The sequence below is a fragment of the Mesorhizobium sp. M1D.F.Ca.ET.231.01.1.1 genome (genome assembly GCF_003999155.2).
Classification (GTDB): domain Bacteria; phylum Pseudomonadota; class Alphaproteobacteria; order Rhizobiales; family Rhizobiaceae; genus Mesorhizobium.
Map to the genome: position 1 here is coordinate 54,639 of NZ_RZOZ02000011.1, position 24,365 is coordinate 79,003.

Consider the following 24,365-nt stretch of genomic DNA (forward strand, 5'->3'; position numbering starts at 1 on the left):
CCTATTCGCTGTCGACCCAGGCGCGGATGAGGTGATGCGCGATAGCCCCGTTGGGCGGCGTGATCAAGCCATCGGCATGCGTCCTGTCGAGCATCGAGCGCACCTCGTCGCGGAAGAACCAGCGGCAGTCCTCGAGCTCGTTGAGATCTGCCTGGATATCCTCGTTGAGCGGCTCGCCGAAGCAGCCGATCATCAGCGAATAGGGGAACGGCCAGGGCTGGCTGGCATGGTAGACGACGCGGCCGAGCCGGATCCCGGCCTCTTCCAGCGTCTCGCGGCGCACCGCGGCCTCGATCGTCTCGCCGGGCTCGATGAAGCCGGCAAGGGCCGAATACATGCCCGGCCCGAAATGCCGGCCGCGCCCGAGCAGGCATTTGTCGCGCGTCACCGTCAGCATGATCGCCACCGGGTCGGTGCGCGGGAAATGCTCGGTGCCGCAGGCCGGACAATGGCGCCTGTAGCCGCCGGCGCGCATTTCCGAGCGATTGCCGCATTTCGAGCAGAAGCCATGGCTGGCATGCCAGGCGAGCAGCGCCGCCCCTTGCGCCAGCGCGCCTGCCGCCGCTTCGTCGATCAGCCCCTGCATGTAGACGGAGCGGTAATCGATCGCCTTTACCGTTTCCGGCAGGTTTTCCGGCTCGATGCCCGCAGGCACGGCAAGCACCGGGCCATTTTCGGAAAGGCCGAGCAGCACGCCGCGGTCGAGCGAAGCCTCGAAGGCCTGGCTTTCCGCCGCCTCGAACCATGGGTCGAAGCTGCCGTCGGCGAGCTTCAGATAAAGCCTGCCGCCATGCATCAGCATCAGCCGCGCCGATCGCTCGGCAAGCGCCTTCTCGACTGCGTCGTCGGCGCGGTTTTCCGATTGCCGGTCGATCTGGTTGCCGGCGAAGCCGACGAACTGACTTGGCTCGCGCAAGGGCGCGTCAAACAGGCGGAAGCTCATGGGATTCGGAACCGGGGACTCAAGGGTTGGGAGACTTGGGACTTATAGCGCTGCCTTGATCGTTTCGGCAAACCGTCGGATCTCGGGGCGCTGATAGGGCTCGCGCATGCCGTACCCCCAGACCGGCCCCGGCCAGCCGGGATCGCCTTCGGTGCGGGCGATGACATGGACATGCAGCTGGCGCACGATGTTGCCCAAAGCGCCAGTGTTGATCTTGGTGCAGCCGGTCACGCGCTTCAGCGCCTGCGCCACCATATTGGTCTCGAAGGTCAGCATCGTCTGGTCGAGCGGTGTCAGCTCGTGCAATTCCTCGATCCCCGGCCGCTGCGGCACCAGCACCAGCCACGGCCAGCGGCGATCGTTCATCAGCCGAAGCTCGCAGAGGCCAAGCCACATCAGCTGCTCACTGTCCGCCTCCAATCGGGCGTCCAGCGTGAATCCGGCCTTGAGGCCAGGCAGCATGGGCGTTTCCTTCGCTTTTGTGGTCTTTTCCAAACCGGGGAACGCTAGAGCGGCGGCAAGATGGCTGCAAGCGAATCATTGGCCGCTACTGCGGATTTGAAGGTCGTCTCTGGCGCATGGGCGGGGTGGTCGTTCACCTCCACCCTTGCATTTCGCCGCTGAATTGCCGATATGGAGCGCGGGAGGTTGGTGGTGGACGATCCACTCGCCAACCGGGTCAGGTCCGGAAGGAAGCAGCCCTAACGAGCCCGGAACGGGTCATTGTTCCAGCCTCCCGCCTCTTCGCCTTTCTCCCGCGACATTGACGGCGCCGAGCCGTGCGGGCGAGACTATGGGCAGGAATCGGCCGCCTGCAGTCCTTGGAGCTTTTGACGGCGAATGAGCGAAGCCGGAAATTTGGGGCCAAAGAATCCGGAGACGGAAAAGGCCGGCGCCTATCGCGTGCTGGCGCGCAAATATCGCCCCTCGAATTTCTCCGAGCTGATCGGCCAGGAGCCGATGGTCCGCACGCTGACCAACGCCTTCGCCACCGGCCGCATCGCCCAGGCCTGGATGCTGACCGGCGTGCGCGGCGTCGGCAAGACGACGACGGCGCGCATCCTGGCGCGGGCGCTCAACTACAAGACCGCCACCGTCGACCAGCCCTCGGTCGATCTGTCCGTGCCCGGCGAGCACTGCCAGGCGATCATGGAAGGCCGCCATGTCGACGTCATCGAGATGGACGCCGCCTCCCACACCGGCATCGACGACATCAGGGACATCATCGACCGTGTCCGCTATGCGCCGGTCTCGGCGCGCTACAAGGTCTACATCATCGACGAAGTGCACATGCTCTCCACCCAGGCCTTCAACGGCCTGTTGAAGACGCTGGAAGAGCCGCCACCGCATGTCAAATTCATCTTCGCCACCACCGAGATCCGCAAGGTGCCGATCACGGTCCTGTCGCGCTGCCAGCGCTTCGATCTGAGGCGCATCGACGCCGGCGCGCTTGTCGCGCATCTTTCCTCGATCGCCGCCAAGGAAGGCATTTCCGTCGACGATGAGGCCCTGGCGATGATCGCCCGCGCCGCCGAAGGCTCGGCGCGCGATTCGCTCTCCATCCTCGACCAGGCGATCGCCCACGGCAGCGGCGCGGTCAGCGCCGAGGCGGTGCGCGCCATGCTGGGGCTCGCCGACCGCGCCCGCATCATCGACCTGTTCGAGCATGTCATGAAGGGCGATGTGGCGGCGGCCCTGGCCGAATTCCGCGCGCAATACGACACCGGCGCCGATCCGGCCGCAGTGCTCACCGATCTGGCGGAATTCAACCACCTCGTCACCCGGCTGCGCTTCGTGCCTGCCGCCGCAGACGATGCCTCGCTCTCCGAGGACGAGCGCCAGCGCGGCGCCGAATTCGCGAGCGCGCTTTCCGTGCGCGTGCTGTCGCGGACCTGGCAGATGCTGCTCAAGGGCATTCCGGAGGTGCAGTCCTCCAACCGCCCGGTCAGCGCCGGCGAGATGGTGCTGATCCGGCTGGCGCATGCCGCCGACCTGCCGACGCTGGACGAGGCGCTGAAATCGCTGGAAGGCGCCGCGCCTGTGCCAAACGGCGCGCCGCGCGCCAACGGAGCGCCGGCCGGCAATGGCGCCGGCGCGAGCGCCGTGGCGCAGGCCAGGATGCCGGCCTCCACCGGCGGCGCGCAGACCATGCGGCTGGTCGAGGCTGAGCCCGTGCCCGCCGCCTTCGTTCCGGCGCCTGAGCCGGTCGTCGAGACGCCCGCCGTTCCGGTGAAGTCGCTGGCCGATATCGCGGCCCTTGCCGACGCCAACCGCGACATCGCCTTCAAGGTGATTTTGAAGCGCTGCGTGCGGCCGGTGCGTATCGAAGCTGGCCGCATCGACGTCAGCCTGACCGACGATGCGCCCAAGATGCTGCTCAACGACCTGACCGCGAAGCTGCGCGCCTGGACCGGGCGCAACTGGCTGGTCTCGCTGTCGAAGGAAGAGGGCGGCCAGACGCTGGCCGAGATGGAGACGACGAAGCGCGAGAACGCCTTCTCCGATGCCAGGAGCGACCCGACGGTCGCCGCCATCCTCGCCCGCTTCCCGGGCGCCAAGATCATCGACGTGCGCATTCCGGAGGTGCCGGAAGCGGAAGAGGCCGATGCCGACCTGCCGGTCGAGCCGTCGGCCGACGACGAAGAAATCTGAAGAAACAAAAAGGACGTTTGCGATGAAGGATCTTCTCGGCCTGATGGGCAAGGCGAAGGAAATGCAGGCCAAGTTCCAGGCCATGCAGGACGAGATCGCGACGCTCGAAGCCACCGGACAGGCGGGCGGCGGCCTGGTCAGCGTCACCCTGACCGGCAAGTTCGAGATGAAGGCGCTGAAGATCGATCCTTCGCTCCTCAAGGACGACGAGGTCGAGATCCTCGAAGACCTGCTTTTGGCCGCTCACAATGACGCCAAAAATAAGGTCGAGCAGGTCATGCAGGAAAAGACCAAGGCGTTGACGGCGGGCCTGCCTATACCGCCCGGAATGAAATTGCCGTTCTGAGGCGGCTGCCGCCAGTTAATTGATTATGAACGAAAATCGAGCTCGGGCCGCAATATTAACCATTTTGCCGGCGTTGCTCACGGGCTCATTTCGCGACATTCATAAAGTTTTACCCAAGTCCAGAGGTTGCTAACCATCTAGCCATCTTTTTGCCTGAAAGAGTCTCATTCTTGCCACATCTCGGGGCGGGCTGGCATCTGGAAATGAGGCTTTTTTGTTGATCGCGACGCGATGGAAGACGCCGCTGCTGCTTATCGGCATCGCCGCTTCCCCCTTGCTCCTGGCCGGCTGCAGCCAGACCGCTTCGCACGGCATGTCGATGGCGAGCCTGACCGACGCCGTCACGCCGAGCTTCCTCAGCTCGCGCTCCTACAAATACTCGATGAAGGACAAGGAATGCCTGCAAAGGGCGATGTTCTTCGAGTCCAACCGGTCGAGCCGCGACGGCATGATCGCGGTCGGCACCGTCGTCATGAACCGGCTGCGTTCCGGCCAGCACGGCAACACCATTTGCGAGGTCGTCGGCGAGAGGGGTCAGTTCGCTCCTGGCGTGCTGACGCGGCCGATGAATTCGAGGGCGCTGCCCGATGTCGAGGAAGCCGCCGAGGCGGTGCTCAAGGGCGAGCGCAAGTCCAAGCTCAAGAACACGATGTTCTTCCATACCGCCGGCCTGCGCTTCCCCTACAACAACATGCACTACACGATGGTGGCCGGCGGCAACGCCTTCTACGAGAAGCGCGGCCGCAACTGGCAGCCGCTGCCCGATGAGCCCATGGTCGCCATGGCCTCCGGCAAGTCGCAGAAGATCGACCCTGCCGCTCCCGTGCTCGTCGCTTCCGCCGAACCGGTGGTCAAGACCATCGTCCATGCCGATCCGGCCAAGCAGGCAGCGATGACCGCGGCGGTGGCTGCGCCCAGGACCGCGACCGTTCCGGCCGAGCAGACCTATGTGACGGCCTCCATCGCGCCGGCGCAGAAGTCCGGCCGAGTCACGGCGAAGCCGACGGTGGTGGCGATGCAGGAGCCGATGGAAGAGCCGGACGCGTCCCGCTTCGGCGGCACCTTGAAGGGCCGCTACATCACCTCCGTTCCGAGCGCGCCGCAGGAAGCGGCGATGGGGTTCCAGTCGACACCTGAGAACACCGACGCCATCGGCGCGCTGATCGTCAGCCAGAACCGGCCGCTCTGAGCCTACCGGGCCAACCTCTTCAACGACCCGCCATGGCAGCAGGGCGGGTCGTGCGCCATTGCGGGCTGTTCCAAACCGCTCTGAAAAATCCTAAATCAGAGCGATGTCGAAACGAATCGCCGGTCCAGAGATCGAACGCCTGATCCAGCTCCTGGCCAAGGTGCCGGGGCTCGGACCGCGTTCGGCCAGGCGCGCGGCCCTCCATCTGATCAAGAAGAAGGAACAGTTGCTGCAGCCCCTCGCTGCCGCGATGGGCGAGGCGGTCGACAAGGTGCGCATCTGCTCGACCTGCGGCAATGTCGACACCTCCGATCCCTGCATGATTTGCACCGATCCGCGCCGCGACGCCGGCACGCTCATCGTCGTCGAGGACGTTTCCGACCTTTGGGCGCTGGAGCGCGCCGCCGCCATGAACGTGCGCTATCACGTGCTCGGCGGCACGCTGTCGCCGCTCGACGGCATTGGCCCGGAACAGCTCAACATCCGCTCGCTGGTCGACCGTGTCGCCGGCGGCGAGGTGAAGGAGGTGATCCTCGCCGTCAACGCCACGGTCGAGGGCCAGACCACGGCGCATTACCTGACCGACCAGCTCTCGGGCTTCGACGTCAAGGTGACGCGGCTCGCGCATGGCGTGCCGGTCGGCGGCGAACTCGATTATCTCGACGAAGGCACGCTTGCCGCGGCGCTGCGATCGAGGACGGCGTTTTGAGGGATTTGGAGGGGGGTTAGCCTGGATATGACGGCATTCCTTCGCGCCCCCCTCTGTCCTGCCGGACATCTCCCCCACTTGGGGGGAGATCAGATGTCACGCCGACTTTCGCCAATCTTCAACGTCGCAGGAAGAGACGGGGCGCCGAAACAGCCAATCTCCCCCCTTGTGGGGGAGATGTCCGGCAGGACAGAGGGGGGCGCGAAGGAACGCAAACCTCTCAGATTGGCCCTACTTTCCTTCCTCGCAGCGCTTGTCGTCCTCCTCACCACCCCCGCCTCCGCCGCGTCCATCGACAACCAGTTCCAGGCCTGGCTGCAGACGGACCTGTGGCCCGAGGCCAAGGCCAAAGGCATATCGAAAAAGACCTTCGACGCCGCCTTTCTCGGCGTGAAGCCGAATCTGAAATTGCCGGATCTCGTCATGCCCGGCGAGAAGCCGACGACGCCTGGGAAGCAGCACCAGGCGGAGTTCGGCCCGCCGGCCAATTATTTCGCTGAGAAGATCATCCGCCCTGTCACCACCGGCGGACGGTCGCGCGAGAGCGCCAACGCCCGTGTGCTCGGACTGATCGAGAAGCGCTACGGCGTGCCCGGCGACATAGTGCTGGCGATCTGGGGCCGCGAGACCGGCTTCGGCGCCGCCAAGCTGCCTTACGATGCCTTCGAGGTGCTGGGCACCAAGGCGTTCATGTCGACGAAAAAGGATTTCTTCCGCACCGAGGTGCTGGCGGCGCTGGAGATCGTCGAGCGGGGGCTTGCCCCGGTCAACGCGATGAAATCGTCCTGGGCCGGCGCGCTCGGCCAGCCGCAATTCATGCCGACGTCTTTCCTCAAACATGCCGTCGACTTCGACGGCGACGGCCGCCCCGACATCTGGAATTCGACCCCTGACGTGCTCGCCTCGATCGCCAACTATCTCGTCCACTATGGCTGGGTGAGGGGCCGCGGCTGGGGGACCGAGGTGATCGCGCCGGCAAATGTCTCCTGCGCGCTCGAAGGACCCGACCAGGGCAGGAAGATTTCCGACTGGGTGGCGATGGGCATCAGGCGCGCCGACGGCAAGGCGTTCCAGGCCAGCGAACTGAAAGCCGAAGGCTTCTTCCTGATGCCGGCCGGGCGCAGCGGTCCGGCCTTCATCGTCACGCCGAACTTCTATGTGCTGAAGGAATACAACACCAGCGACCTCTACGCGCTGTTCATCGGCCACGCCGCAGACCGCATTGCAAAGGGCGACGGCACCTTCGCCGGCGCCTGGGGGCCGGTCGGCGATCTCCACCGGTCCGATATCGCGGCGTTGCAGCGGGCGCTGGAGGCGAAGGGCTACGATGTCGGCAGCGCCGACGGCTTGCCCGGCTTCAAGACGCGCCGTTCGATCGGCGTCTGGCAGGCGAAGAACGGCAAGGCGGCGACCTGCTTTCCCGACGCGAGCCTGGTTGCGCAGCTGAAATGACGGGCGACTTCCGAGCGTCAAAAGTTTGGCGGATTTTTCCCGATTGGAAGCCTCGATTAGCCGGCGCAAGGGTTGGCCTGTGGCGGCCCATTCTGGCCCAATAGGCTGTTTCGCAAAATGCGCGTTGCCGGTTCGAACGCTGCCGATAGGGTGTTGACCAACTGGACAAAAACCACGACGGTAAGTGGTCCAAGCCGCCGTCGGCTTCGCAAAGAATAATGCGGCCCTGAGCCGGGAACTCAGGTCAACAAAACAGGGAACGATCATTATGATGCTGGAAAAGTTTGCTCTCCGTAGCTTGCTTGCGGGTGTGGCGATGTCTGCGCTGCTGGCAGCGCCCGCCTTCGCGGTCACGCCTGCCGACACGCTGGTCGAAGGCTTCGCCTTCGACGATATCATCACGATGGATCCGGGCGAGGCGTTCGAGCTGTCGACGGCCGAAGTCACCGGCAATACCTACGATCTCCTGGTCCGCCTCGACCTCAGCGACACCTCCAAGGTCAAGGGCGATCTCGCCGAGAGCTGGACTGTTTCCGACGACGGCCTGACCTACACCTTCAAGCTCAAGCCCGGCATGAAGTTCGCTTCCGGCAATCCGATCACCGCGGCCGACGTCGCCTATTCCTTCGAGCGCGCCATCAAGCTCGACAAGAGCCCGGCCTTCATCATCAACCAGTTGGGCATCAGCGGCGACAACGTCACCGAGAAGGCCAAGGCGGTTGACGACACCACCTTCCAGTTCGTCGTCGACAAGGCCTATGCGCCGAGCTTCGTGCTCAACTGCCTGTCGGCCACCGTCGCTTCGGTCGTCGACAGCAAGCTGGTCAAGGAACATGTCGCGGCCGTCACGCCGAGCGCCGACTACAAATGGGACAATGACTTTGGCAACGCCTGGCTGAAGACCGGCTATGCCGGCTCCGGTCAGTACAAGCTGCGCGAATGGCGTGCCAATGAAGTCGTCGTCCTGGAACGCAACGACAGTTATAACGGCGAAAAGGCCAAGCTCGCCCGCGTCATCTACCGCTTCATGAAGGAAAGCTCGGCGCAGCGCCTGGCGCTCGAAGCCGGCGATATCGACGTTGCCCGCAACCTCGAGCCGAACGACCTCGACGCCATCGCCAAGAACGCCGATCTCACCACCACCAGCGCGCCGAAGGGCACGGTCTATTACATCAGCCTCAACCAGAAGAACCCGAACCTCGCCAAGCCGGAGGTTCGCCAGGCGTTCAAATACCTGGTCGACTATGACGCGCTGAGTTCGACGATCCTCAAGGGCATCGGCGAGATCCACCAGTCCTTCCTGCCCAAGGGCGACCTCGGCGCCATCGACGAGAATCCCTTCAAGCTCGACGTCGCCAAGGCGAAGGAACTTCTGGCCAAGGCCGGCCTCGCGGACGGCTTCAAGGTGACCATGGATGTGCGCAGCAAACAGCCTGAGACGGGCATGGCCGAATCGATCCAGCAGACGCTGGGCCAGGTCGGCATCAAGCTGGAGATCATTCCGGGCGACGGCAAGCAGACGCTGACCAAGTATCGCGCCCGCAACCACGACATCTATATCGGCAACTGGGGTCAGGATTATTTCGATCCGAACTCCAATGCCCAGACCTTCGCCTCCAACCCGGACAATTCCGACGCCGCCAAGATCAAGACCCTGGCCTGGCGCAATGCCTGGGACATTCCGGACCTGACCAAGCAGACCGAGGCGGCGCTGCTGGAAAAGGATTCGGCCAAGCGCGCCGACATGTACAAGGATCTGCAGAAGAAGATCCTCGACACCAGCCCCTTCGTCATCATCCACCAGCAGCTCGAAGTGGCCGGCCTGCGCAAGAACCTCAAGGGCTTCGCGCTCGGACCGAGCTTCGACACCAACTTCGTCGGGGCGGTCTCGAAGGAATAGCGTTTTCGGGCGCGCCGCGTGAGCGTAGCTGAGAACCAGGCGGCGGCCGGGCGCGGCAGCGCCCGCGCCGTCGCCATTTTGTCGTCGATCGGCCGCTTCCTGGTCATCGCGGTGACGACCTATCTCGGTCTTCTCGCGGTGACCTTCTTCATCGGCCGCGTCATCCCGATCGATCCGGTGCTGGCCGTGCTCGGCGACCGGGCGCCCACGGCCGTCGTCGAGCGCACGCGCCGCGAGATGGGGCTCGACCTGCCCCTGATCGAACAGTTCTACATCTATGTGAAAAGTGCGCTCAACGGCGATTTCGGCACCTCGGTGCTGACCACCAACCCGGTGATGTCCGACATCCGCCGCGTCTTCCCGGCGACCATCGAGCTCGCCACGCTGGGCACGATCATCGGCGCCGTCATCGGCGTTCCGCTCGGCGTGCTGGCGGCGGTGCGGCGCGGCAGCCTCATCGACCAGATCGTGCGCATCATCGGCCTGATCGGCTATTCCGTGCCGATCTTCTGGCTGGGGCTGCTCGGCCTCGTCCTGTTCTACGCCAAGCTGCAATGGGTCGCCTTCCCGGCGCGGCTCGATGTCGTCTACGAATACACTTTCACGCCGATCACCGGTTTCTACCTGCTCGACGCGGCCATGCAGGGGCAGTGGGACGTCTTCTACGACGCCTGGCGCCACATCATCCTGCCGGCCTCGCTGCTCGGCTATTTCGCGCTTGCCTATATCAGCCGCATGACGCGCTCCTTCATGCTGAACGAGCTGGCGCAGGAATATATCGTCGCCGCGCGCGCCAAGGGCTTGTCGGAGCGCCGCATCATCTGGGGCCACGCGCTGCGCAACGCCGCGGTGCCGATGGTGACGGTCATCGCGCTTTCCTATGCCAGCCTGCTCGAAGGCTCGGTGCTGACCGAAACCGTCTTCTCCTGGCCGGGCATCGGCCTCTACATCACCAATTCGCTGCAGAACGCCGACATGAACGCGGTGCTCGGCGGCACCATCATCATCGGCTCGGTGTTCATCGGCATCAACCTTCTGTCCGACCTGCTCTACCAGCTTCTCGATCCGAGGACGAAGATCCGATGAGCGCAGAGGTCGTCCAGAGCCGGCGCGAGTGGCTGCTCAGCGAGAGGCCGGCTTCGCGCATGCAGGCAAGGCTCGGCCGCGCCTATGTCGCCTGGCGGCGCTTCTCGGCCAATCGGCTGGCCTTCATTGGTTTGCTCATCATCCTCGCCTTGGTGGTGGTTGCCGCCCTTGCCGGCGTGCTGGCGCCATATTCGCCGACCGTGGGTGACCTGAAGAACGCGCGCCTGCTTCCGCCTGGCGCCGCGCATTGGTTCGGCACCGACGACCTCGGCCGCGATATCTACTCGCGCATCGTCTACGGATCGCGCTGGACGCTTTACGTGGTGGTTCTCGTGGCCGTCATCGCCGCCCCCATCGGTCTGCTGGTCGGCACCGTCGCCGGCTATGCCGGCGGCTGGACGGATGCCATCCTGATGCGCATCACCGACATCTTCCTCGCCTTCCCGAAGCTGGTGCTGGCGCTCGCCTTCGTCGCGGCGCTCGGGCCCGGCATCGAGAATGCGGTGCTGGCGATCGCCATCACCTCCTGGCCGCCCTATGCGCGCATCGCCCGCGCCGAGACGCTGACGGTGCGCAACTCCGACTACATCAAGGCGGTGCAACTGATGGGCGCCTCGCCCTTCCGCATCGTGCTGCGCCACATCATGCCACTCTGCATCTCCTCGCTGATCATCCGGGTGACGCTCGACATGGCGGGCATCATCCTCACGGCCGCCGGCCTCGGCTTCCTCGGCCTCGGCGCGCAGCCGCCGCTGCCCGAATGGGGCGCGATGATCGCTTCGGGCCGCCGCTTCATCCTCGACCAGTGGTGGGTAGCGGCGGCACCGGGTGCCGCCATCCTCATCGTCAGCCTCGGCTTCAACCTGCTCGGCGACGGCCTGCGCGACGCGCTCGACCCACGGAGCGGCGACCAGTGAGCAGCGGCAATCCGGACAAGCAGGCAAAAGGCGCGCTGCTCGAAGTCGACGATCTGCGCGTCACCTTCCCGACCCGCACCGGCATCGTGCAGGCGGTGCGCGGCGTCTCGTTCTCGCTTGGCCGCGAGCGGCTGGGCATCGTCGGCGAAAGCGGATCCGGCAAGTCGCAGACCGGCCGCGCCATCATGGGCCTGACCCCGCCGCAGGCCGAGGTGTCGGCGAAGAAGCTCAGCTTCGACGGCATTGATCTGCTTGCCGTTTCGCCGCGCCAACGCCGGGCGCTGCGGGGAAACCGCATCGCCATGATCCTGCAGGATCCGAAATACTCGCTCGACCCGGTGATGACCATCGGCCGCCAGATCGTCGAGACGTTGCGCACGCACGAAAAGGTCTCCAAGGCCGAGGCGCGCGAGCGGGCGCTGGAGATGCTGCGGGCAGTGCAGATCCGCGATCCGGCCCGCGTCTTCGACCTTCACCCGCATGAGGTCTCGGGCGGCATGGGCCAACGCGCCATGATCGCCATGATGCTGATCGCCGGACCGGAGCTGATGATTGCTGACGAGCCGACCTCGGCGCTCGACGTCACCGTGCAGCTCGACGTGCTGAACATCCTCGACAAGCTGGTCGCCGAGCGCGGCATGGGGCTGATCTTCATCTCGCACGATCTGCGGCTCGTCTCCTCCTTCTGCGACCGCGTCGTCGTCATGTATGCCGGCAAGGTGGTCGAGCAGCTCAAGGCCTCCGAGCTGCGCGATGCCCGCCATCCCTACACGCGCGGCCTGCTCAACTGCATGCCGAGGATCGGCTTCGAGCGTCATCCGCTGCCGGTGCTCGACCGCAAGCCGGAGTGGGCGGCATGACGGCGGCGCTTTCCGTGGAAGGGCTGGAGGTGGTCTTCGACCGCTTCCGCGCGCTGAAGGGTGTCGACCTCGAAGTCAGGGAAGGCGAGTCCTACGGGCTGGTCGGCGAAAGCGGCTCCGGCAAGTCGACGTTGCTCAAGGCAATCACCGGGCTGGCGCCCGTCTCTTCCGGCACCATCACCGTCAACGGCAAGGCACTCGGCAAGACCCGCGACAAGGCCTTCTACCGCGACGTGCAGATGGTCTTCCAGGATCCGTACGGCTCGCTGCATCCGCGCCAGACCGTCGATCGTCTGCTGCAGGAGCCTTTGGCCATCCACGGCATCGCCGACGGCGAGAAACGCATCGAGCGCGCGCTTGACGAGGTCGGCCTCGGCAACGGCTTCCGCTTCCGCTACGCGCACCAATTGTCGGGCGGCCAGCGCCAGCGCGTGGCGATTGCCCGCGCGCTGATCCTCGAACCCTCGATCCTTTTGCTCGACGAGCCGACCTCGGCGCTCGACGCGTCCGTGCAGGCGGAGGTGCTGAACCTGCTCGAAGAGCTGCGGCGACGGCGCAAGCTCACCTTCCTGATGGTCAGCCACGACCTCGCCATCATCACCCACATGTGCGAGCGGCTGATGGTGATGCAGAACGGCGAGGCGGTGGAAACGCTGACCGCGAGCCAGCTGATCGGCCATCGCGTCAGCGAGGACTATACGCGCAACTTGCTCAGAGCGAGCGAGGGGTTTGTGAGGGCGTAACGCCTGGTTATCGAAGTCGATTCCTTCGCCCGCCCACTGTCCTGCCGGCCTTCGAATTTCTGCATCGAAGGCAAATGCACGGCCGCCTCAGGTCGCCTCACCCACCGACACTGCTGCGCTGGTGCCAGCCTCGCCCTCCTGCCCCCTGTCCTTCGGCTCCTTGATCCTGAACCACGTCACATAAAGCGCCGGCAGGAACAGCAGCGTGATCGCGGTACCGGCGATGATGCCGCCCATCATGGCGTAGGCCATCGGCCCCCAGAACACCTCGCGCGCGATCGGGATCAGCGCGAGACTCGCAGCGGCCGCCGTCAGCGCGATCGGACGCATGCGGTGCTCGGTCGCTTCGATCACGGCCGCCCAGCGGTCCTTGCCCTCGGCGACGAGGTCTTCGATCTGCACGATCAGGATGACCGAGTTGCGGATCAGGATGCCGATCAGCGCCAGCACGCCGAGGATGGCGACGAAGCCGAGCGGCGCGCCGCTGGGCGCCAGCGCGGCCACCACGCCGATCAAGCCGAGCGGCGCCACCGCCACCACCAGGAACAGGCGCTGGAAGCTCTGCAGTTGCACCATCAGGATCGTCGCCATGACGAACAGCATCAGCGGCACGACAGCCGCAATCGGTCCCTGGCTCTTTGCGCTCTCTTCGACCGAGCCGGCGGTCTGCACCGAATAGCCAGGCGGGAGCTTGGCGATGAAGGTGTCGACCGACGGCCTGAGCTCGTTGACGACGGTCGCCGGCAGCACGTCGCCGACCAGCCCGGCGCGCACGGTGATTGTCGGGGTGCGGTTGCGCCGCCAGACCGTCGGCTGTTCGAGCTCATAGCGGAAGTTGGCGATCGCAGCCAACGGGATCGCCTCGCCGGTGCCGGTCGGCAATTGCATATTCTGCAGCGTCGAGATCGAGCTCCGGTCCGCTTCGCGCGAGCGCGCCACGACATCGATCAGATAGGTCGCGTCGCGCACCTGGGTGATCGTCGCGCCGCCGACCGTGCTGTTCAGCGCGCTGGCGATGTCGGAGGAGGTGATGCCGAGCTGGCGCGCCTTGTCCTGAAGCACGTCGACCCGCAGCACCCTCTGCGGCTCGTTCCAGTCGAAAGTGGGTGGGGCAAGCTTCGGATTGGCCGAGATGATTCCGGAGAATTGCTGCGCCAGCTCGCGCACCGTCTGAATATCGGGACCGCCGACGCGGTACTGCACCGGCCTCCCGACCGGCGGCCCGAGCTCGAGCAGCTTGACGAAGGCGTCGGTGCCGACGAACTCCTCGCGCAGCAGTTTTTCCAGCGCCGGCTTCACCCGGTTGCGCGCCTCGATACTCTTGGTGACGATGACGGTCTGTCCGAAATAGGGATTGGCCGGCTGCACGTCATAGGCAAGCAGGAAGCGCACCGCGCCCTGGCCGATATAGGAACTGAAGTGATCGATATCGGGATTGCCGACCAGCGCGCGCTGCTCGAAGCGCTCCATCTGGTCGCGCGTCTCGGCGATCGACGAGTTTTGCGGCAGGTTCCAGTCGACGACCAGTTCCGGTCTGTCGGACGGCGGGAAGAACTGCTGCTGGACGAGCCCGAAGCCGGCAATGGAGGCCGCGAACAGCAGCACGGTCGCGATGATCGTCAGCCAATGCCGGCGCACCGAGAGGACGAGCACGCGCCGGAACATGGATGTGAACCGCCCCGGCTGGTCGTGGTGCTTGGCCTTCATCGTTGCCGGCAGGAGGGTTACGCCGAGCAGCGGCGCGAACAGCACCGCAACGATCCATGACACCAGGAGCGACACCGCAATGACGACGAACAGCGTGAAGGTGTATTCGCCTGCGGCGCTGTTGTTGAGGCCGATCGGAATGAAGCCGGCAACCGTCACCAGCGTTCCGGTCAGCATCGGAAACGCGGTCGAGATGTAGACATAGGTCGCCGCCTTGCGCAGATTGTCGCCGACCTCCAGCCGCGCCACCATCATCTCCACCGCGATCATGGCGTCGTCGACCAGCAAGCCCAGCGCGATGATCAGCGCGCCGAGCGAAATGCGCTGCAGCGATATGCCGAGATAGGCCATGACGGTGAAGGTGATGGCCAAAACCAGCGGGATCGACAGCGCGACGACGAAACCGGCGCGCATGCCAAGGCTGATGAAGGAAACCGCGAGTACGATCGCCACCGCCTCGAACAGCGCCCGCGTGAACCCGGAGACCGCTTCCTCTACGATCACCGGCTGATCGGCGACCAGATGCACGCCGACGCCGACCGGCAGGTCGGCCAGCACCTTGTTCATCTCCTCGTGCAGCGCCTCGCCGAACTTGAGCAGATTGGCGTTCGGCTTCATGCCGATGGCAAGCCCGATGGCGTCTTGGCCATTGAAGCGAAACAGCGCCGTCGGCGGATCGACATAGCCGCGCGTGATCGTCGCGACATCGCTTAGCCGGAAAAAGCGGTCGTTGACGCGCAGGTTGATGGCGCGCAGGCTGTCCTCGGAGGTGAACTGGCCGCCGACGCGCACACTGATACGCTCGGGACCGGACTGGATCACGCCCGACGGCGTTATGGCGTTCTGCGCTTGCAGGCTGGCGACGATCTGCTGCTGGTTGAGGCCGAGCGCCGCGACCTGGCGGGAAGAGAATTCGAGATAGATCGCCTCGTCCTGGGCGCCGACGAGATCGACCTTGCCGGCGTTCGGCACGGTCAGGATTTTGGTGCGGACATCCTCGACATAGTCGCGCAGCTGGCGTGGCGTCAGCCCGTCGGCGGTGAAGGCGTAGATGTTGCCGAAGACGTCGCCGAAGCGGTCGTTGAAGAACGGTCCCTGCACGCCCTGCGGGAGCTCGGGCCAGATGTCGTTGACCATGTCGCGGACCTGCAGCCAGGTCGGCACGACATCGCGAGCCTTCGTGGTGTCCTTCAGGTTGACGAAGATGACGGTCTTGCCGGCGGTGGTGACGGATTTGGTGTAGTCCAGGCTGTCGAGCTCTTCGAGCTTCTTCTCGATGCGGTCGGTCACCTGGCGCACCGTCTCGTTAACCGAGGCGCCCGGCCAGTTGGCCTGGATCAGCATCGTCTTGATGGTGAAGGCGGGGTCTTCCTCGCGGCCGAGATTTAGGTAGGAGAAGATGCCGGCGACCACGAAGACCAGCATGAAATACCAGACCAGCGAACGGTGGCTGAGCGCCCAGTCGGAGAGGTTGAAGCCCTTCATCAGGCGCCTCCCTCGAGCACCTTGACCTTCTGGCCCTCGCTGAGGCTATGGACGCCGGCGGTGACGACGCGCATGCCGGCCTCCAGGCCGGACGCCACCGTGAAGCTGCCGCCATTCTTCGAGGCGATCTTGACCTCGCGCGCGCTCACGCTGGCGGTCTGCGGATCGACGATCCACACTTTTTCGGCCCCATCCTTTTCGAGCAGTGCCGATATCGGCAGTTCGATCGTCGGCTCCACCTTGGTCATGCGCGTCGCCGTGATCGTCGAGCCAAGCCGGAAGGCCGTGGGCGGGTCTGTCAGCGTCAGCCGCACGCGGCGGGTGCGGGTCGAGCCTTCCGACTGCGGCGCGATCTCGCGCAGCCTGGCCTCGGTCGTGATGCTGGGCAGCGACTGCAGGATGATCTGGAACGGCGTGCCGACGCTGAGATCGCCGGTCAGCTGGTCGGGAATGTCGACCACTGCCTCGCGCGGATCGGTGCGCGCCACGGTGACGACGGTCTGCCCGGGCGAGACGGTTTGGCCGACCTCGGCACCGACCGCCGTGACGACGCCGTCGAAGTCGGAGAACAGCCGGGCATAGCCCAACTGCTCCTGCGACTTGGCTAAAGCCGCATTCGCCCGCTCGACGCCGGCGGCCGCGGCTTGCCGGGCCTGCTGCGCGGCGTCGAAGACGGACTGTGGGGTGTTGGCGGAGGCAAGCAGGGCGCGCTGGCGCTCCTCGCTGGCCGCTGCATTGGCGAATTGCGCCTCGGCGTTCGACAGATCCGCTTTCGATGCCTGGAGGGCGAGCTCAAGCGCCGTCGGATCGAGCGCCGCGATCGTCGTGCCTTTGCTGACCAGGTCGCCGACCTTGACGTCGCGCGACACGACGCGGCCGAGCAGGCGGAAGGCAAGGTCGGCGCTGTATTGCGGTTCGACCGTCCCGGCGAAACCGAAGGTCTCGACGGTCTTTGGTTGGACCACCACCGACAAAACCGGCCGGATGACCTCCGGCGGCTTCTCTTCCGAACGTGAGCAGGCGGCAAGCGCTGTGAGGATCAACAGGGGAGCGATGTGCGGCAACCGGTTCATTGCTTCACTCCCGACACCTCGATCGCCTGTCCGGGACTGAGCAACTGCCCGCCGGCGGTCACGACGCTCTGGCCCGCCTCGAGCCCTTTGTCGACGACGACCACGCCGGAATCGAAGGCGAGCACCTCGACCGGCACTGTCATCACCGCCTTGCTCGACGGATCGACGATCCATACGGCGGGCTTGCCGGCATTGGACGTCAATGCCTGCCACGGCAGCAGGACGGCTTTCACCGGCTTGGCACTGGCCGAGCCGATCACGGCTGCGCCCAGCGGCATGGCGGCGGGCGTGTCGGGTATTCCGACCTTGACCCTGATCGACCCCGAAGCCGGATCGACCGCCGGCGAGATTTCGCGCACCTTTCCCACCGCCCTGATCTGCGGGTCGGAGAGCAGCGTGATCGTCACCGCGGGCCCCGAAGGTGTCCTGGCAACCAGCGTCTCATGCACGTTGAAGACGGCGTCGCGGTCGCCGTCCTCGGCGATGGTGAAGACGGTCTGTGCCGCCTGCACCACCTGGCCGGCTTCCACCTGGCGCGCGGTGATGACGCCTGCAGCACCGGCCTTGAGCTCGGTGTAGGAGAGGTTTTCCTTGGCGTTGGCCAGGGCGCTTTGCGCGGCGTCGACGCTGCCTTGCGCCACTTTCAGCGTCTGGTCGGCGCTGTCGAAGTCTCGCCGGGTGGTGAAACCTTGCGAAAGCAGCGTCTTTTGCCGTTGGTAGGTGGCCGCGGCCTGGGTCAGTTGCGCCTGCGCGGCGTCGAGATCCGCCTGCGCCGAGCGCAGGTCCGATTCCTGCTCTTGCGGATCGATGCGGGCGAGCACGGCGCCCTGGTCGACATGCTGGCCGACATCGACGAGCCGTTCGGCAACGCGGCCGCCGACGCGGAAGGACAGATTGTTGAGCGTGCGGGCCGCGATCACGCCGGTCAGCGAGGTCCGCGGCGCATAGTCGGCAAGCGCGACCGTCTGCGTTGTGACCATGACCGGCAGCTTCTTTTCCGCCGCCTGCTGCTTCTGGCAGCCTGAGGTCAGCAGCGCTGCGCCACAGGCCAGCAGCAACAGGGTGTTTGAACGAGACGGGGGGCTGGGCGGCGAAGACGGCAAGGCGGACGTTGTCGCGTTCCTGCTCATGGTTCCCCTCAGCTCGCGGGAGCCGCTCCTGACGGCGGCACGTCGCGGATAGAATGAGGATAATCGATCAGCGGAAAAAGGAAACCATTTCCGCACGTTCATCGCCGGCTTGGCCAACTTCGATTTCGGCCCGGAGCGGTTCACCGTTTCATGGAAACGGCGAGCCGCTCCATCTTTTTGTTGGACGCAATTCCGCAGGGAAACCGCTTCACACTTTTCCTGGAATTGGCTTTGGGGCAGGCCCAATCGACTGGGCCAATGTGCCGACTTGAGGAAAACCTGAAATAAGGTCAGAAGAGGCTTTGACGACATCAAAACAGAACGGGCGCGCCTGCCCGATGAGGGATGAGATGAAGAATTCAGCCATTTCCGAGCGCAAGAACCAGTCGATCTCGCGCGGCGTCGGCATGACCACCCAGATCTATGCCGATCGCGCCGAAAATACGGAAATCTGGGATGTCGAGGGCCGCCGCTATATCGACTTCTCGTCAGGCATTGCGGTCGTCAACACCGGCCACCGCCATCCGAAGGTGATCGAGGCGGTCAAGGCGCAGCTCGACCGCTTCACCCACACCTGCCACCAGGTCGTGCCCTATGAAAGCTATGTGCGGCTGGCCGAGCGCCTGAACGGCATGCTGCCCGGCAAGTTCGACAAGAAGACCGTCTTCGTCACCACCGGCGCCGAGGCGGTCGAGAACGCGATCAAGATCGCCCGCAACGCGACCGGCCGCCAGGCGGTCATCGCCTTTTCCGGCGGCTTCCATGGCCGCACCTTCATGGGCATGGCGCTGACCGGCAAGGTCGTGCCCTACAAGGTCGGCTTCGGCGCCATGCCGGCCGACGTCTTCCATGCGCCGTTCCCGGTCGCGCTGCATGGCGTTTCGGTCGCGGATTCGCTTGCCGCGTTGGACAAGCTGTTCAAGGCCGACGTCGATCCGGCCCGCGTCGCCGCCATCATCGTCGAGCCGGTGCAGGGCGAAGGCGGCTTCTACGAGGCGCCGCGCGATTTCATGACGGCCCTGCGCAAGATCTGCGACCAGCACGGCATCCTGCTCGTCGCCGACGAGGTGCAGACCGGCTTTGCCCGCACCGGCAAGATGTTCGCGATGGAGCATCATGACGTGGCGCCCGACATCACCACCATGGCCAAGAGCCTCGCCGGCGGCTTCCCTCTGTCGGCCGTCACCGGCCGCGCCGAGATCATGGACGCGCCCGGCCCCGGCGGTCTCGGCGGCACCTATGGCGGCAGCCCGATCGGCGTCGCCGCGGCGCATGCCGTGCTCGATGTCATCGAGGAGGAAAAGCTCTGCGACCGCGCCAATGCGCTGGGCGCCAGGCTGAAGCAGCGCTTGGAATCGATCCGGGAGGATGTGCCGGAGATCGTCGACATCCGCGGCCCGGGCTTCATGAACGCCGTCGAGTTCAACGACGTGAAGAAGGGCCTGCCGTCAGCCGAATTCGCCAACGCGGTGCGGCTGAAGGCGCTCGACAAGGGCCTCATCCTGCTCACCTGCGGCGTCTACGGCAATGTCATCCGCTTCCTGTCGCCGATCACCATCCAGGACGGCGTGATGACCGAGGCGCTCGATATCCTGGAGACTTCGATCCGCGAAGCGCGTTCCGCCTGAAGGGCGATCCCGCATTACTCCTGACGGCTTGCGTCGAGGCGCGAGAACGCGCCGTCAGGAGTTCGGATTCTGTAGCCAGGCCGGAATGTCCATCTTGGCGTGCAGAACCCGCCACACATCGATATGGTCAGCCTGTTCCAAATAGAAGATCAGGTACGGATAGCGCTTGAACTGCAGGCTGCGCAGACCGGGCAACCCAATTTCATAACCATGCCTCAGAGAGCCCGATGCCGGATGACTGGCTATCAGTTCGTAGGCATTTTGAAGATCCTCGACGTAGCCCAACGCCACGTGCGAACCGGCTTCACGTGCATAATAATCAACAGCGTCCTCGATATCCCGCAACGCAAGACTTCGAGGAACAATTGCCTTTGGGATCACTAATTTATTGGCCCTGCGCTCGTTTTCGCAGCGCTGCGAAATAGTCATCGTCAACCGGGGTGCCCGGCGAGGATGACGCGCCCTCGAGGAGCAAACGGCGCAGAAGTTGACGATCCTGATCGTGGCGGATCAGTTCACGCACATACTCGCTGCTCGTGCCATAGCCGCGGTCCATAACTTGCTGATCGACAAAATGCTTCAAGCTTTCTGGCAGTGAGATATTCATGGTGCTCATTCAGGCATCTTATGGCGTATGGCAAAAATTGGCAACTTCTATGCACTGGCCTTGGCCGGCTCCATATCCTGAAACGCGGCAAGCGCCGCCTTCAGCGCATCCGGCCCGGCCGCTGCCGTCTGCGGCGCCGGCGAAAAACCGGCGCCGAGCATCTTGCGGCCAAGCATGTGGTCGGCCGGGCGGTTGACGGATTCGATGCCGAGCAGCCGGTTGCCGGCATAGTGGTAGATCGAGAACTTGTTTTCGGCCGGCTCGCCCAGCACGACATGGTTGTCGCCGCCTTGCGTCAGGCCGACCATCTGCAGCTTCATGTCGCCGATATCCGACCAGAACCATGGCACGGCCGAGAAGGGTTCGGCATGGCCAAGGATGGTGCGCGCGGCGAGCCGCGCCTGGTCGGTGGCGTTCTGCACCGATTCCAGCCGCACGTCGCCGCCGGTAAACCAGTGCCGGTAGGAGGCGGCGTCGCCGACGGCGAGGATTTCGGGGATCGAGCTTTGCATATGCTGGTCGACGCGGATGCCGTTGCCAATCGCAATGCCGGCGGCTTCCGCCAGCTCGACATTGGGCACCACGCCGATGCCGATGACCACCATCTGCGCCGGCAGCCGCTCGCCGCTCGACGTGATCGCGGCCGAGACGCGGCCGCCTTGGCTTTCCAGACGGGAAACCGTGGTGCCGGTCAGGATGCGCACGCCGCTCGCTTCCAAACGCTGACGCACATGGATGGCAATCACCGGCGCAACGGCACGGCCGAGCAGCCGGTCGACGGCCTCGACGACGGTGACTTTGCGGCCGGCGGCCCTCAGCGTCGCCGCGATTTCGAGGCCGATGAAGCCGCCGCCCAGGATGACGACGTCCTCGCTCTGCGCGCTGAGCTCGCGGATCAGCCGCGCATCGGCCAGCGAGCGCAACGACACCACGCCGGCGAGCTCCACGCCCTCGAGCTTCAGCAGGCGCGGCCGCGCGCCGGTCGCGAGCACCAGCCGGTCGAAGGGAATTGCGGCGCCGCCGGAAACGTCGAGCCTGCGCGCCCCACTATCGATCCTGTCGATCCAAACGCCCGGCCGGTAATCGATGGCATTGCCGGAATAGAAGGCTTCGCCGCGCAGCGGCTGCGGCTTGGCCTCGGCATCCTTGATGAAGGTCTTGGACAGCGGCGGCTTGTGGTAGGGCAGTTCGTTCTCGGCGCCGATCAGGATGACCGGTCCGTCATAGCCTTCCTCGCGCAGGCTCGCGGCCGCCTGCACGCCGGCATGACCCGCACCGACAATGACCATCCCGTTCTTCATCGCAACCCTTTTTGCCTTCGAATCTAGGACCTTCCGCCAGGTGGCGATTGTCTGCCGCCGCCGCAAGAGCCCTGGTCCCGGTCGCACCCGGAATGGCCGCCTGTCAATCCGGATGTTCGGCGCCGATACCGGGGTTAAAGTTGATAATTGCAGTTTAGAATAATTCTAAACTATTGTTTCAATTGAATTTTCTCTGCCTCGCCAGTTGACTTCCGGCCTTTCCGCCGCTTTATGGAGGGCCGCGCTCCTGGCGCATTCCTTTGATGTCTGGGCCTTGAACCCTTTCGATTGGAGGCATTTCGGTGTCTTTTGCTGACTGGCCGCGCCGTTGCGCGGCAACTTTGCCTTTCGGCTCATTGGTTCCTGCGCCGGCACCGCGCGCCTGCAGCCGCGCACCTATGTCATTGAATTTCTGAGGAGATGGGATTGATGAAAGCGACTATTTCGCCGCGGATTATTGCCCCACTCTGGGGCAGCAGGCTTGCCGCGATCGGCGCCACCGCGGCGCTCACGGCGGCCGTGTTCGTGCTGCCGGCGAAAGCCGAAACGGACCCGAAGGCGGTGATCAAGACCTATGCCGACATCGCGCTGGCAAAGTATGAGGATTCGCTGACCACCGCGCAGGCGCTCGACAAGGCCGTCGACGCGCTCATCGCCAAGCCTTCGGCCGAGACGCTCAACGCCGCCCGCGAGGCCTGGAAGGCCGCGCGCGTTCCTTACCAGCAGACCGAGGTCTATCGCTTCGGCAACAAGATCGTCGACGACTGGGAAGGCAAGGTGAATTCCTGGCCGCTGGACGAAGGCCTGATCGACTACGTCGCCAAGAGCTACGGCACCGAGTCGGACGAGAACTCGCTCTATACGGCGAACGTCATCGCCAACAAGGAGATCGAGATCAACGGCAAGAAGGTCGACGCCTCGAAGCTGACGCCCGAATTCCTCTCCGGCACGCTGCAGGAAGCCGGCGGCGTCGAGGCCAATGTCGCGACCGGCTATCACGCCATCGAGTTTCTGCTCTGGGGCCAGGACCTGCACGGCACCGGTCCCGGCGCCGGCGAGCGGCCTTACACCGACTACGATCTGAAGAACTGCACCGGCGGCAACTGCGATCGCCGCGCGCAATATCTGAAGTCGGCGAGCGACCTTCTGGTGTCCGACCTGCAGGAGATGGTCAACAACTGGAAGGAAGAGGGCGCGGCGCGCAAGAACCTTGCCGACGGTGAGCCGAACGCCGGCATTTCCACCATCTTCACCGGCATGGGCTCGCTCTCTTACGGCGAACTGGCCGGCGAGCGCATGAAGCTCGGCCTGCTGCTGCACGATCCGGAGGAGGAGCACGACTGCTTCTCCGACAACACCTACAACTCGCATCTCTACGACGCCGTCGGCATCCGCGCCGCCTATCACGCCAGCTACACGCGGCTCGATGGCACCGTGGTTTCCGGCCCGTCGGTGGCGGATATGGTGAAGGCCGCCGACCCGGCGATCGACAAGGAACTGTCGGACAAGCTCGACGTGACGGTCGCCAGGATGGAAGCGATCAAGGCGCGCGCGCTGGCCGGCGAGGCCTATGACCAGCAGATCGCCGAGGGCAACACGGAAGGCAACGCCACCGTGCAGGCGGCAATCGATGCGCTGATCGACCAGACCAAGTCGGTCGAGCGCGCCGTCGGTTCGCTCAAGCTCAACGCCATCGCCTTCGAGGGCTCCGACAGCCTCGACGCGCCGGACAAGGTGTTCAAGTAAGCCAAGGCGTTCAAGTAAGACCCGGGCACGATCCCAAAAAGTGGAAGCCGGTTTTTGGCCAAGATCATGCCCGATTGAGAAACAAGCCAAACGGCGCCGGAGTGGCGCCGTCAGCCAGACCAAGTAAATGCTGATCTGCCATTGCAACATCATCACCGAAAAGGAGATCGAGCAGACGATCATCGGTCTGCTGGATGAAGATCCCTGGCAGCTTATTGTGCCGGCCAAGGTCTATCATGCCATGCGCAAGCGCGGCCGCTGTTGCGGCTGCTTCCCAAATGTGGTGGAAACGATCATTCGGGTCACCGAGAACTACCATGCCCGTTCAGAGGGGAGCGGCGCGGACATCGTTTCACACCTGGACCGCGTGAGAGGCTTGCGGGTCCAATACGGGAGCAGATTCCATGAAAGGCGATCCGCAGATCATCGAGCGGCTTAACGAGGCCCTGTTTCTGGAGCTTGGAGCAGTCAACCAGTACTGGGTCCACTATCGTCTGCTCGAGGACTGGGGCTACACCAAGCTCGCGCAGAAGGAGCGGGCGGAATCGATCGAGGAAATGCATCATGCCGATCGGCTGGTCGCCCGCATCATCTTCCTCGAAGGCCATCCGAACTTGCAATCCGTCGCGCCGCTGCGCATCGGCCAGAACGTGAAGGAAGTGCTCGAATCCGATCTCGCCGGCGAATATGACGCCCGCACGTCCTACAAGCGCTCGCGCGAGATCTGTCAGGACGAGGGCGACTACGTGTCGATGAAGCTCTTCGAGGACCTGCTGGCGGACGAGGAAAGCCATATCGACTTCCTCGAGACGCAACTCGACCTGCTCGCCTCGATCGGCGAGGAAAAGTACGGCCAGCTCAACGCCGACTCGGCCAACGAGGCGGAGTAAG

The 24,365-nt window shown here is 64.7% G+C and carries 22 protein-coding genes and 1 other RNA gene; 15 read left to right on the forward strand and 8 right to left on the reverse strand.

Annotated elements, in window-relative coordinates; all coding sequences use genetic code 11:
* Nucleotide 1: 1 nt before the first annotated feature.
* Together nudC and EN874_RS24995 are read right to left on the reverse strand one after the other, a co-directional pair.
* Entirely contained in the window at nt 2-943 is a 942-nt protein-coding gene (nudC, locus tag EN874_RS24990; RefSeq protein ID WP_127427620.1) for an NAD(+) diphosphatase, read from the reverse strand.
* 42 nt (nt 944-985) lie between these two features.
* Nucleotides 986-1,405: an HIT family protein gene (locus EN874_RS24995; RefSeq protein WP_127427621.1), complete on the reverse strand. Its 420-nt coding sequence runs from the start codon at nt 1,403-1,405 to the stop codon at nt 986-988.
* A 181-nt stretch (nt 1,406-1,586) separates the two neighbouring features.
* Here EN874_RS24995 and ffs point away from each other — a divergent pair.
* The 11 genes from ffs (at nt 1,587) to EN874_RS25050 (ending at nt 12,797) form a co-directional block, all read left to right on the forward strand.
* An RNA gene (ffs, locus tag EN874_RS25000) (signal recognition particle sRNA small type) lies at nt 1,587-1,683 on the forward strand.
* Between the two features lie 100 nt (nt 1,684-1,783).
* Nucleotides 1,784-3,595, forward strand: coding sequence for a DNA polymerase III subunit gamma/tau (locus tag EN874_RS25005; protein WP_127427622.1), 1,812 nt, complete (start codon nt 1,784-1,786; stop codon nt 3,593-3,595).
* Nucleotides 3,596-3,617: 22 nt separating this feature from the next.
* Complete coding sequence (locus tag EN874_RS25010; RefSeq protein ID WP_071101772.1) at nt 3,618-3,941, forward strand: YbaB/EbfC family nucleoid-associated protein; 324 nt, start codon at nt 3,618-3,620, stop codon at nt 3,939-3,941.
* Between the two features lie 217 nt (nt 3,942-4,158).
* Nucleotides 4,159-5,130, forward strand: a complete 972-nt coding sequence (locus EN874_RS25015; RefSeq protein ID WP_126086053.1) for a cell wall hydrolase — start codon at nt 4,159-4,161, stop codon at nt 5,128-5,130.
* A gap of 103 nt (nt 5,131-5,233) precedes the next feature.
* Nucleotides 5,234-5,839, forward strand: a complete 606-nt coding sequence (gene recR / locus EN874_RS25020) for a recombination mediator RecR (protein ID WP_127427623.1) — start codon at nt 5,234-5,236, stop codon at nt 5,837-5,839.
* A 177-nt stretch (nt 5,840-6,016) separates the two neighbouring features.
* Complete coding sequence (locus tag EN874_RS25025) at nt 6,017-7,291, forward strand: lytic murein transglycosylase (RefSeq protein WP_127427728.1); 1,275 nt, start codon at nt 6,017-6,019, stop codon at nt 7,289-7,291.
* 268 nt (nt 7,292-7,559) lie between these two features.
* Nucleotides 7,560-9,191: an ABC transporter substrate-binding protein gene (locus EN874_RS25030; protein WP_127427624.1), complete on the forward strand. Its 1,632-nt coding sequence runs from the start codon at nt 7,560-7,562 to the stop codon at nt 9,189-9,191.
* 18 nt (nt 9,192-9,209) lie between these two features.
* Nucleotides 9,210-10,277, forward strand: a complete 1,068-nt coding sequence (locus tag EN874_RS25035; protein ID WP_127427625.1) for an ABC transporter permease — start codon at nt 9,210-9,212, stop codon at nt 10,275-10,277.
* Nucleotides 10,274-11,194, forward strand: coding sequence for a nickel transporter permease (gene nikC / locus EN874_RS25040; RefSeq protein WP_127427626.1), 921 nt, complete (start codon nt 10,274-10,276; stop codon nt 11,192-11,194). Before EN874_RS25035 ends, nikC begins: the two co-directional genes overlap by 4 nt.
* Nucleotides 11,191-12,054, forward strand: a complete 864-nt coding sequence (locus tag EN874_RS25045) for an ABC transporter ATP-binding protein (RefSeq protein ID WP_168247596.1) — start codon at nt 11,191-11,193, stop codon at nt 12,052-12,054. The genes nikC and EN874_RS25045 overlap by 4 nt, the downstream gene beginning before the upstream one ends.
* Nucleotides 12,051-12,797 carry an ABC transporter ATP-binding protein gene (locus EN874_RS25050; protein WP_127427627.1) on the forward strand — a complete coding sequence of 249 codons (747 nt, stop codon included), beginning with the start codon at nt 12,051-12,053 and terminating at the stop codon, nt 12,795-12,797. The genes EN874_RS25045 and EN874_RS25050 overlap by 4 nt, the downstream gene beginning before the upstream one ends.
* An 87-nt stretch (nt 12,798-12,884) precedes the next feature.
* On the opposite strand, the gene EN874_RS25055 is transcribed toward EN874_RS25050, so the two are convergent.
* From EN874_RS25055 to EN874_RS25065, 3 genes are read right to left on the reverse strand one after another with little or no spacing between them, the layout of a single operon-like run.
* A complete protein-coding gene (locus EN874_RS25055) occupies nt 12,885-15,989 on the reverse strand; it encodes an efflux RND transporter permease subunit (protein ID WP_127427628.1) in 3,105 nt (1,034 codons plus the stop codon).
* The gene (locus EN874_RS25060) at nt 15,989-17,062 is read right to left on the reverse strand and encodes an efflux RND transporter periplasmic adaptor subunit (RefSeq protein ID WP_127427629.1); all 1,074 of its coding nucleotides are present in this window, start codon (nt 17,060-17,062) and stop codon (nt 15,989-15,991) included. The genes EN874_RS25055 and EN874_RS25060 overlap by 1 nt, the downstream gene beginning before the upstream one ends.
* Nucleotides 17,059-18,120 carry an efflux RND transporter periplasmic adaptor subunit gene (locus EN874_RS25065; protein WP_245513664.1) on the reverse strand — a complete coding sequence of 354 codons (1,062 nt, stop codon included), beginning with the start codon at nt 18,118-18,120 and terminating at the stop codon, nt 17,059-17,061. Before EN874_RS25065 ends, EN874_RS25060 begins: the two co-directional genes overlap by 4 nt.
* 422 nt (nt 18,121-18,542) lie before the next feature.
* Between EN874_RS25065 and EN874_RS25070 the strand changes: the two genes are divergently transcribed.
* Nucleotides 18,543-19,820 carry a 4-aminobutyrate--2-oxoglutarate transaminase gene (locus EN874_RS25070; protein WP_127427631.1) on the forward strand — a complete coding sequence of 426 codons (1,278 nt, stop codon included), beginning with the start codon at nt 18,543-18,545 and terminating at the stop codon, nt 19,818-19,820.
* A gap of 54 nt (nt 19,821-19,874) precedes the next feature.
* On the opposite strand, the gene EN874_RS25075 is transcribed toward EN874_RS25070, so the two are convergent.
* From EN874_RS25075 to EN874_RS25085, 3 genes are read right to left on the reverse strand one after another with little or no spacing between them, the layout of a single operon-like run.
* A complete protein-coding gene (locus tag EN874_RS25075; RefSeq protein ID WP_168247604.1) occupies nt 19,875-20,249 on the reverse strand; it encodes a type II toxin-antitoxin system RelE/ParE family toxin in 375 nt (124 codons plus the stop codon).
* Nucleotides 20,206-20,436: a type II toxin-antitoxin system ParD family antitoxin gene (locus EN874_RS25080; protein WP_127427633.1), complete on the reverse strand. Its 231-nt coding sequence runs from the start codon at nt 20,434-20,436 to the stop codon at nt 20,206-20,208. The genes EN874_RS25075 and EN874_RS25080 overlap by 44 nt, the downstream gene beginning before the upstream one ends.
* A gap of 38 nt (nt 20,437-20,474) precedes the next feature.
* The gene (locus EN874_RS25085) at nt 20,475-21,728 is read right to left on the reverse strand and encodes an FAD-dependent oxidoreductase (protein ID WP_127427634.1); all 1,254 of its coding nucleotides are present in this window, start codon (nt 21,726-21,728) and stop codon (nt 20,475-20,477) included.
* 429 nt (nt 21,729-22,157) lie between these two features.
* Here EN874_RS25085 and EN874_RS25090 point away from each other — a divergent pair, with 429 nt between their 5' ends.
* From EN874_RS25090 to bfr, 3 genes are all read left to right on the forward strand, one after another.
* The gene (locus EN874_RS25090) at nt 22,158-23,474 is read left to right on the forward strand and encodes an imelysin family protein (RefSeq protein ID WP_245513665.1); all 1,317 of its coding nucleotides are present in this window, start codon (nt 22,158-22,160) and stop codon (nt 23,472-23,474) included.
* Between the two features lie 127 nt (nt 23,475-23,601).
* Nucleotides 23,602-23,913 carry a (2Fe-2S)-binding protein gene (locus EN874_RS25095; RefSeq protein ID WP_127427635.1) on the forward strand — a complete coding sequence of 104 codons (312 nt, stop codon included), beginning with the start codon at nt 23,602-23,604 and terminating at the stop codon, nt 23,911-23,913.
* Nucleotides 23,879-24,364, forward strand: coding sequence for a bacterioferritin (bfr, locus tag EN874_RS25100; RefSeq protein WP_127427636.1), 486 nt, complete (start codon nt 23,879-23,881; stop codon nt 24,362-24,364). Before EN874_RS25095 ends, bfr begins: the two co-directional genes overlap by 35 nt.
* Nucleotide 24,365 lies beyond the last annotated feature (1 nt).

Coding starts and splice junctions, on each gene's coding strand:
- nudC (WP_127427620.1), bottom strand. CDS start 943: ATGAGCTTCCGCCTGTTTGACGCGCCCTTGCGCGAGCCAAGTCAGTTC.
- EN874_RS24995 (WP_127427621.1), bottom strand. CDS start 1,405: ATGCTGCCTGGCCTCAAGGCCGGATTCACGCTGGACGCCCGATTGGAG.
- EN874_RS25005 (WP_127427622.1), top strand. CDS start 1,784: ATGAGCGAAGCCGGAAATTTGGGGCCAAAGAATCCGGAGACGGAAAAG.
- EN874_RS25010 (WP_071101772.1), top strand. CDS start 3,618: ATGAAGGATCTTCTCGGCCTGATGGGCAAGGCGAAGGAAATGCAGGCC.
- recR (WP_127427623.1), top strand. CDS start 5,234: ATGTCGAAACGAATCGCCGGTCCAGAGATCGAACGCCTGATCCAGCTC.
- EN874_RS25025 (WP_127427728.1), top strand. CDS start 6,017: ATGTCCGGCAGGACAGAGGGGGGCGCGAAGGAACGCAAACCTCTCAGA.
- EN874_RS25030 (WP_127427624.1), top strand. CDS start 7,560: ATGATGCTGGAAAAGTTTGCTCTCCGTAGCTTGCTTGCGGGTGTGGCG.
- nikC (WP_127427626.1), top strand. CDS start 10,274: ATGAGCGCAGAGGTCGTCCAGAGCCGGCGCGAGTGGCTGCTCAGCGAG.
- EN874_RS25050 (WP_127427627.1), top strand. CDS start 12,051: ATGACGGCGGCGCTTTCCGTGGAAGGGCTGGAGGTGGTCTTCGACCGC.
- EN874_RS25055 (WP_127427628.1), bottom strand. CDS start 15,989: ATGAAGGGCTTCAACCTCTCCGACTGGGCGCTCAGCCACCGTTCGCTG.
- EN874_RS25060 (WP_127427629.1), bottom strand. CDS start 17,062: ATGAACCGGTTGCCGCACATCGCTCCCCTGTTGATCCTCACAGCGCTT.
- EN874_RS25070 (WP_127427631.1), top strand. CDS start 18,543: ATGAAGAATTCAGCCATTTCCGAGCGCAAGAACCAGTCGATCTCGCGC.
- EN874_RS25075 (WP_168247604.1), bottom strand. CDS start 20,249: ATGACTATTTCGCAGCGCTGCGAAAACGAGCGCAGGGCCAATAAATTA.
- EN874_RS25080 (WP_127427633.1), bottom strand. CDS start 20,436: ATGAGCACCATGAATATCTCACTGCCAGAAAGCTTGAAGCATTTTGTC.
- EN874_RS25085 (WP_127427634.1), bottom strand. CDS start 21,728: ATGAAGAACGGGATGGTCATTGTCGGTGCGGGTCATGCCGGCGTGCAG.
- EN874_RS25090 (WP_245513665.1), top strand. CDS start 22,158: ATGAAAGCGACTATTTCGCCGCGGATTATTGCCCCACTCTGGGGCAGC.
- EN874_RS25095 (WP_127427635.1), top strand. CDS start 23,602: ATGCTGATCTGCCATTGCAACATCATCACCGAAAAGGAGATCGAGCAG.
- bfr (WP_127427636.1), top strand. CDS start 23,879: ATGAAAGGCGATCCGCAGATCATCGAGCGGCTTAACGAGGCCCTGTTT.